Source organism: uncultured Bacteroides sp. (assembly GCF_947632445.1).
Lineage (GTDB): Bacteria > Bacteroidota > Bacteroidia > Bacteroidales > Bacteroidaceae > Bacteroides.
On sequence record NZ_CANRPM010000087.1, the window covers coordinates 1 to 9,021 of the forward strand.

At 45.6% G+C, this 9,021-nt stretch carries 4 protein-coding genes; 1 reads left to right on the plus strand and 3 read right to left on the minus strand.

The genetic code is table 11. The features are described from left to right. Positions 1 to 176: 176 nt before the first annotated feature. Entirely contained in the window at positions 177 to 3,605 is a 3,429-nt protein-coding gene (locus tag Q0Z70_RS12225) for a hypothetical protein (protein WP_298074914.1), read from the plus strand. A 229-nt stretch (positions 3,606 to 3,834) separates the two neighbouring features. Here Q0Z70_RS12225 and Q0Z70_RS12230 read toward each other — a convergent pair whose 3' ends face one another. The 3 genes from Q0Z70_RS12230 to Q0Z70_RS12240 form a co-directional block, all read right to left on the minus strand. Next, positions 3,835 to 4,542 (minus strand): DUF4276 family protein, encoded by a 708-nt coding sequence (locus tag Q0Z70_RS12230; protein WP_298074916.1) that lies wholly within the window; start codon positions 4,540 to 4,542, stop codon positions 3,835 to 3,837. Then, the gene (locus Q0Z70_RS12235) at positions 4,539 to 5,651 is read right to left on the minus strand and encodes an AAA family ATPase (protein WP_298074918.1); all 1,113 of its coding nucleotides are present in this window, start codon (positions 5,649 to 5,651) and stop codon (positions 4,539 to 4,541) included. Before Q0Z70_RS12235 ends, Q0Z70_RS12230 begins: the two co-directional genes overlap by 4 nt. Positions 5,652 to 5,889: 238 nt before the next feature. After that, the gene (locus tag Q0Z70_RS12240) at positions 5,890 to 8,844 is read right to left on the minus strand and encodes a hypothetical protein (protein ID WP_298074919.1); all 2,955 of its coding nucleotides are present in this window, start codon (positions 8,842 to 8,844) and stop codon (positions 5,890 to 5,892) included. Positions 8,845 to 9,021: the final 177 nt, after the last annotated feature.

Genomic DNA, 9,021 nt, shown 5'->3' on the forward strand with positions numbered 1-9,021 from the left:
GTTATCTGCGAAATAACGGAACAAAACCCATAGGAACCAAGCTGGAAAATACATGAGAATAACTTACAAAAACAGAAAAGGAGACAAGAAGAAAAGAACAAGGAAAAGACTGGAAACCAAATGAGAAACTCAATTACTTACTTAATTTTTTAAATTTATAAATTTAATTTTTTATTATGAACAAAAAGTATTTAAGTGTGATCCTGTTCGGAGCCCTTATGCTGGGCACGACAGGGACGTTTACGTCTTGCAAGGATTACGACGACGACATCGCCAACTTGCAAGAACAGATTGACGGCCAGAAGAGCGATTTAAGCAGCAAGCTGGCAGCAGTGGAAAGCTCCATTGCAAGCTTGACGTCGGCTCAGAGCGCAATGCAGACTGACATCGCCAATGCACAAAAGGCGATACAGGCTGCACAAGCTTCTGCTGACGAGGCAGCAAAAGCAGCCGCTGAAGCCAAGGCGGCAGCTACCGAAGCCCAGGCAAACGCCATTGCCGAAGCCAAGAAGCAGCTGGAAGCAGCCAAGACTGAACTGACCGAACTGATTCAGAAAGGTGACGAGGCAACAAAGGCTGAAATCGACAAAGCCAATGTTGAAATCGGAAAAGTACAAGGTGCCGTAGAGGCTTTGCAGGCATGGCAGGGTACAACTGATGCTACGCTGAAGGCTCTGCAGGACGCCGATACCGCTCTGGAAGCTTCGCTGGCCGACGTTGAGGAGGAATTGCAGGATGTGGCTAACCGCGTAGGTAAACTGGAAACCGGTTTGAAAGCACAGGAAGATGCTTTGGAAACCTATAAGACCACACATGCAACTGAGGTATCCGGCATTAACACCCGCCTGAATACATTGGAAGAAGCCGTTAAAAAGCTGGCCGGTCTGGATCCCGCCGACTTGGTGAGCATGAAGAGTGACATCTCCGATCTGGAAAGCAAGGTTGGCGCATTGAGCAACAGCATCGCTGAAATCAATGAGAACCTGAATATCCTTTATATTGCTGTGTACAAAGGTGTTACCGGCGTAGAATTGGTTAATGGATATTGCGTGGAAACAGGCAAGTACTATTCTACCACCCGGTTGGAACTGATTTCTGACATCGCCGTGCAGACCTATACCTTTGGTACAGACAAGTATGGCAGCACTGCCATCAAGCACATGCCGAAAGACAGCAATCTGGAAGGTGCCGTTTCCTTCGTAAAGGGTACCCGTCAGAGACTGACTGCCCAAGCGCTGCTCCGTATCAGCCCGGCCAATGCCACCATTGCAACGTCGGATATTCATCTGATTGACAGCAAGGGAAATGACCTCGTAGAACTGGGTCTGGTTGAAGTGACAAACGTCAAGGCTTTCGACGGAACATTAGGTAATGGGAACGCCACTCGTTCCACTGCAACGGCAGATAAGACCGGTTTGGTTGAAGTCGAGTTCCATGTAGGTCCCAAGGCCGATGAAGCCGGTTATGACTTTGACGGCGAATTTATGGATGCCATTACGGTAAATGATAAGTTCGGTGACGGCCATGCCAAATACTTTGCCGTTCAGATTTCGCAGGCAACAACCATTCCTGCAACAAGCGAAGGTTCTGAGACCGAAGAGTTTAAGAGAAATGTAGTTTCTGCATATACTTTAGATCTGGCACCGGATAAGAACAACAACGCAAGTGAGTTGAACTTCAATTTGTATAAGGATATCAACGACCCGACAAATGTTGCAGATGTTTACAATCGTTGGTCGATTACGGATTATAACAATGTTCGGAGTAATATTCATAGTGGCGCGATAGAATATGAATGGAAAAATAGTGTACAGGCTGCTTTGAGTTATACTAATACATATGCCAGCAATCGTGATACAAGAAACGATGAGGACGCTTACTCCGTAAAAGCCGGCGAAACATTCTATGTCGATCTGAGCGATATATGTGAGCAATATAATGTGAAGTACTTCTACATTGTATTAGACCGTGACTTTGTAAACGCTACCGGTGACCAGGATTCCGAATTGGCCGCATGGAACAGCTATGAAAGCAGCATCAAGGGCATCAACAAGGTTTATACCGTAGACGATCCCACGAATGCAGTAGCCGCCATGTCCATCGATATCGAGTATGACGATGTAATCGGTTTCCGCGTGTATGCAGCCAATGCCGACGGTACGTTAGTTGACCCGGATGGTAGAGCATTCTATGTACAGGTAGGTGAGCCTACAGCCACAATTACGGTTCCGACTCAGGATATCACTGCTACGACAAATACAGCTCTTGGCATGAAGAGTGCATTTATCCCTGTTGCCGGTTTGGAAGGCTGGAATGAACTGCTTGCCGCAGCCGGTTCCGGAAACGTTGAAATAACACTGAACAGCCTGATGACTGAAGCTGTCCGTGGTGACAAGGGTGATATTGACAATGGTACGTTAATTGGTCATCGTGGCAGTGGTAGTGAGTTTATTCTTGATAATGTATTCCATGTAGAACTCTACGCACAGAATATCGAGGGTTCTACAAAGACGGATGTCAATCCTTCTGCTTTTATATCTGCTACAGATTTGAAGAATGTGAAGTACATTAAGGTGGTATTCAATGCTTCTGCAAATGCTTCTGCAAGGAGACTTGTGGATAACCATCCTTACTCCGGTAAGATGACATTCAAGATTGGAACGAGTGGAAGTGATGCCGGTTCTACAGTTACAATCGGCGTAATGAATCTGTCTGCCAAGAAAGTATTGCCTACTATCCCGACCGGATACAGCGCTAAGGATAAACAGGTTGTTGACGGTAAATACTTATGCTATGTATTGCCGGCCACCGCTCAAGTTGCTCCTGCCGATGGAAAGACGGATGGTAGAATGGATCTGACCAACTCATTCAATCTGTTTACTACATTTACAAGCTGGAATAGTGATGGTGTAGCTGTATATAGTACAACGGTTGATCCGAATTACACCTTTACGTTCTCCGGTGTTACCAACTCGATTTCTAAACGTACAGCTGCTTATGAAATGACTGTTGACAACAGCTTCATTGAAAACGGTCAGGATTATGCAACTAGTGTATATTACAACTTTGGTCTTATCAGCTATGTTTACGATGAAGTAACCAACCAGTTTGTAGAGAAGCAGTGGGTTCCGAGAATCGATTCGTTCAGAACGGAATTCCGTTGCATAGCTCACGCAGAGAAATTTGCATGGAACGGCGTTAAACAACAATTGACTTATAATGTACCTTTGCTGGGCGCGGCTTCCCCGTATAAGTTCACTTCTATTAACGCAACGAGCACCTATGATAATATTACCTATAAGGGTACATTCAAGGATTTCTGGACAAATGTAAATACCATAGCCGGAATATGGAATTTGGCAGATCTCCAGAATGATATAGAAGTCGAATTAATCACGGACGCCAATGGTCAGGTGAACGAATACTTTGTACCTTCTATTGATAATGTCAATGGTGGCGAAGGTATCCAATTTGCAGTGGTAGCTCGTGACATTACTCCGCAGGCAGATGTTGCTTCTACACTTCATCTGACGACAACGGATGTATTCGGTCACAAGTTAGAAATCAGACTTCCGTTGACAGTTCATATCGATAAAGCTAAATAACAGCCGATATTGATAAATAAGAAAGAGGGTGTATCTGAGAGGATACACCCTCTTTTTGTGTCTGCTTTTTTTGATTCAGTGCACGACACAGTGCTTCCTTACACCCTGACAAAGCACTTCCTTACACCTTGACGAAGCACTTCCTTACGCCTTAAGAAAGCACTGCGTCAGCGGGTGAGCAAGCACGGCATGACGGGGCAAGGCTATGTGTCATCCGTGCAAGATAAGTTCACTTTACGTCCCCTTCCATTGCGATGTTTTTCAATTTATCAATCCACTCTTTAAAGTGTTGACACTTAGCTGTCAGGTTGTCAATGCCTATCCATTTTGTGACCGAAGCCCCTCGCGGCTTATTATAGTTATAACCGCTGTCTTCCATAACTTTTATGATCCGTTTACTGGGGGCTGTATTCGGGTTACTGTTTATCAGTTCCGGGTTGTCATGATGGGACGGCAATACGGATTTTAGTTTATCTATATTCCCGGCACTCTTGGGATAATCCTTTTTCAGTTTGTCCAAATCGCAAAACAGCAATGCTTCAAATTCGTGAAGCTGGATATAAGGAATAAACCGGGGTTGCCGGATGTCGCCGTACAATGCGTCTTCTATTTTTTCAACCTTCTTATAGGCATCCGAAGTGTTCAGGCTTTCGGCATAACCTGGAAAATCGTCCGGCAAAGCGTACAGGTCGAACATGGTTGTGAAGTAATGGACTTCATTCCTTTTTCGAGAAACTTCTTTCATCCATAGAGTCAAGTCCCGTTTCGCCTGTTGATAACTGAGCATTCCTCCCTGTGCGTTCTGTTTTCTGGATGTCAGCAGAAGGCGGTGCTTGACAACGATTTCCCTATCCATCAAATAAGGTCTCAATACCTCTTTCACAAACACCTCTTCGGTCTGCCCTTCGCATAATACATTCAAAATCAAGGTTTTCATACGGGGCGCCCTCCCAAGATATTCTTGTCCCACAATTCGCTGAGCGTATAGTGGTCTAACCAGTCTTTGTAATCCTCCGCGTTCAGCTTTTTCACCGTACTGCATTGAAGGTTTTCATCCCTCTCGATAATAAGGACATCGTCTGCACGAAAACCGTCTATAATGGACGGAGATTGGGTGGCGATGATGACCTGTACGTGTTTTGAAGCATCTTTTATCATTTCTGTCAACTGGTCGACGGCATACGGATGCAGCCCCAGTTCCGGCTCGTCGATGATTATGACGCTCGGCATCGTTTCCTCCGGTTGCAGCAACAGGGTGGCTAAGGAAATAAACCGGATGGAGCCGTCAGAAAATTGGTCGGCAGACAGCACATAGTCATTCAGGGACGTGTCAATCCATTTCAGGGAGATATAGCCGTGTTCGGGTTCCAGATAAAAGTCTTTGAACTGGGGGACAACACCCTGGACATAATCGACAATCCTGTTGTAGGCGTCCGTATAATTGTTTTTCAGGTAGTACAGGAAAGAGGCCAGATTATTCGCTTCCGATTGCAGGTAGTGTGCCGATTCGACAGTGGACGCCTGCCTCATCGGAGCCGACAGGGAAGAATCGCTGAACTGATACACCTTGCATCCCGATAGAAAGTCCCCGACAAGCCTGCAATCCGTATCGGTCGCTTTTACCAGGGCCGACTCATTGAAATCGGACGACAAGGTCCGGCTGACGGGGCTTTCGTCAGGCTTTGTTTTCCGCTCTATAGTTTCCGAACTGATTATAAGCTTATTGGGAACGGCCGTAGTCAGACTGAACCGATACATGGCATAGGATGTATCGTCGTCAAAACGAATGGCGGCACAGAGGGTAGGTGTCTTTTTAGAACCATAGTGCAGGAACTTCTGATTGGTGCCGGACTGTGCGACATACTGTTGCAGGCTCCCGGATATCATATACCCTACCATCTTGAAAAAGCTGATGATGTTACTTTTCCCTGCTCCATTGGCTCCCAACAAAATATTAATGCTGCCGATATCCAGTCTGACCGGATGGTCAAAAGAAATGGAACGATATCCTTGAATGACTATTTGCGTTAACTTTTGCGTCTTCATATTCTGTTTCTTTGCGGCAAAGGTAGCGAAAGGCGAGAGGAGAGGCAAACGAAAGACGAAGTTTTTTCGAAAAAGGCAATGAAAGGTGAGAGGGTAACACGGCATCCCGCCGCAACCCTTAACAGGCTGTATTCGTGGCCCTTCGATGCAGGCCGCCGTGATGCAGGGAAAGCACGGCATAAAGCATAAAAAAAGAGCGGCCCGAGGGTCGCTCTTTATAAAGGATGCAATCAGATGATTACTTGATTTTCTTTACAGTGAACTGCAATTTGTTCGTGAAGCCGAGGCCGTCTCTTACATTCATCGTGATTAACACTTCTTCCTGGTCGGCAACGGAAGTAGGCAACTGGATAACGAGACCACCTGTGTGTCCGCCAACCAATGTTCCCTCAAGATCTGCTACTTCATTACTAACACCCTGACGCTTAGATACTGCATCTACCTGATAAATCTTAATGTATTGTGCATCAGGAGCCGGTACAGTGTAAGATACCTTGCCTGTCTGAGGATCGATCTTCCAACCGGCCTTACCACCACGTCTGAAGTCGTAAGTCGTAGAACCGTTCTTGGCTTTTGCCTCAAATCTGGCTTCTTGATAGATTTCATTTACTGTCATAAATCCACGCTGCTCTTCGTTGAAGCTGGCTTCGTTCAGAGTCTTACGTGCTACGACTGTTTCATTTCCATCGATGCCGTCGAAGAAGAAGAACTTACCGCCTACCGGGGTCGTCAGATCCAGATTGTCATTCGAGATGAATACATCGTGCGTACCTGTATTGACAACCAACGTTTCCTTGCCGGCAGCCATCTTCAGAGTAGAGTGTTTCAGCAAGCTGGCGAATGTCAGGTCGAAGTTCGTTACACTCGGTTCAGGATATACGCCGTAGTGACTGAACGAAGCTTTTACGGAAACTTTCTTTTCAACTTCTGCGCCTGCTGCATTATAAGTTACAGATGCATCGTTTGCCCAAGTCGCCCATTGTGACCAAGTAGAGCTGTATGTCAAATTAGGATTGAGATGAACATCAGTACCTGCGGGTTGTCCTAAGAACTGAACAGTCGGGTCAGATACATTATCCTTGTCGGCTTGTTTCAACCAATAATACACAGCTTCCTTATCGAATACGGTATATTTCGTAGTCCAAGCCTTGAATGCCTCATACATAGGCAGATACATCTTAGCCGGAGTACCATTGTCTTTTGTTGCAGGTCCATAAGCACCGTAAGAAGTCAAAGCTGCTCCTGACCATACCGTCCACTTGTCATTGGTACGGATAATATTCAGCGTCGGCTGAGAGAGCTCGAACGGCAGAACGATGGAAGCAACCGGAGTTCCCGTATCTTCATCGAGTACTGTCATTGTCAACTCATAAGCCTTATTCAACAGGAAGTTAGCAGCGTATCCACTACTTACAGCGAACTGGAAGGTAATGGTGTTGGCTGTTGCCGAATAAGAATATGCGATGTTACGCAAGTTGATGTGATTATTATTCTGCGTATTGTTTTCGCCATCACCACCGATAAGTTCGGCCTCGAATGAGTTGTTAGCCATAGCGCTCTTAAATACCAGCTTTTCTACATCACTCATCTGAGAGAACAGACCGGCCAGTGAATAAGCCTCCGTAGTCATAGCAAATACTTGTTGACCGTTTGCACTATTGTGTGCATGTCCCAAAGAATTAGCCCACAAGCTGCTTACGAATGTAGCATTAAATGCCGTCTCCAGACGATCCAATGTAATCGTATGTTCAGCTGCCATTTCTTCACGCATCAATGCCCAGAACCTGGGTGCGCTGACTCCCTCTACTACAGTACCGTCCATCAAGATGTAGTTGTAAACCAATTGAACATTGTTGTTTACACCTGTTTCTCTTGTGTAGGTAAATGCATGGCCGTCTTCTACAATCTTTGCACCATAAAGTTCAACGGCTTTCAGGTTCGAGGCACTCTGTTCGAAGGTCAGCCAATAGTCATAAACTGCGTTTGCATCAACTGACTGATAGCTGTAATCCGGGAAATACACCTTGTTAACAGCGCAATTCTCCATATTCTTAATATATACTGTTACTCCATTAATCTTCTTCAAGGAAGCTCCCAAATCATACGGAGTCTTGATGGTTGTATTGTTCAGTGTAGCAGTCAGAGTCAATGCATGACGATAGCCATCATTCGCCTTGAACAGCAGATAGTTCTTCGTTCTGGCATCGGTGATATCCTCGTAACGGGTAAAGTCATGCGGCAAAACCCATATACCGTTCTCCGAAGCAGCCCGAGTCAGCACATCACCTTTATAAGGAACAGCCTCCTTGAACAGCAGTTGTGTGTTTTGGTTGGCAGAATTCAGCAAAGAATAGTGATAACCGGAAGCATCGGTTTCCTGCGGGTTGACAACCAACTTCAAGTCACGGTCGAGCGTAACATACAGACCCTTAGCCAAGGTTTTCTCCTTATTAGGACCATACTTGACATCTTTTGCGTTGATGCCATACAAAACCTTCATGTTATCATTATAAGTGCCAACAGGATATCCGGCTACATCGTTGTTCAATACATCAATGTAACCCATTATCGGGCTGGTCGGAACAAAGATAGTCTGTTCATCACCGTTCTCATCTCTTACAGTCAGGTTGTAACCACCGGCTGTCTCGACGGCACGTACACCGCCTGCGATGTATTCGGTTTCAACATATTTGCCGGCTTCGGCATCCCATACCATCCAGTAGCCGTTTTCGCTGACCTTGGCATCGTGACCGTCTGCACCGTTAGTACCGTTAACGCCGTCTTTACCGTCAACACCGTCCTTACCAGGGTCGCCCTTGTCGCCCTTAGGCCCTACTGCAGGGTATTCAGACTTCACACCGTCGAAAGCCCAGTAGCCGTCGACAATGGTTACAACAGTACCGGCCTTACCGTCTTCACCCTTATCACCCTTGTCACCTTTGATGGTTTCAATGGTGCTGGTGGTGTTGTCATTCCAGGTGATGACGATACCCACTCCCGATTTTGTGACGTTGGTAACATACTTACCGGCATCCACTTTTGCTTGTAAGGCTTTCAAGTCGGCCTTGATACCATCTACCTGCGTTTGCAAGTTGGTGATGTCGTCATCGTAGTCCTTGCAAGACGTAAACGTCCCTGTCGTTCCCAGCATAAGGGTTCCGAACAGGATCACACTTAAATACTTTTTGTTCATAATAAAAAATTTAAATTTATAAATTTAAAAAATTAAGTAAGTAATTGAGTTTCTCATTTGGTTTCCAGTCTTTTCCTTGTTCTTTTCTTCTTGTCTCCTTTTCTGTTTTTGTAAGTTATTCTCATGTATTTTCCAGCTTGGTTTCTATGGGTTTTGTTCCGTTATTTCGCAGATAAC

Excerpts from the sequence above, each read along its gene's own strand:
- Q0Z70_RS12225 (WP_298074914.1), top strand. The coding sequence starts at position 177 with ATGAACAAAAAGTATTTAAGTGTGATCCTGTTCGGAGCCCTTATGCTG.
- Q0Z70_RS12230 (WP_298074916.1), bottom strand. The coding sequence starts at position 4,542 with ATGAAAACCTTGATTTTGAATGTATTATGCGAAGGGCAGACCGAAGAG.
- Q0Z70_RS12235 (WP_298074918.1), bottom strand. The coding sequence starts at position 5,651 with ATGAAGACGCAAAAGTTAACGCAAATAGTCATTCAAGGATATCGTTCC.
- Q0Z70_RS12240 (WP_298074919.1), bottom strand. The coding sequence starts at position 8,844 with ATGAACAAAAAGTATTTAAGTGTGATCCTGTTCGGAACCCTTATGCTG.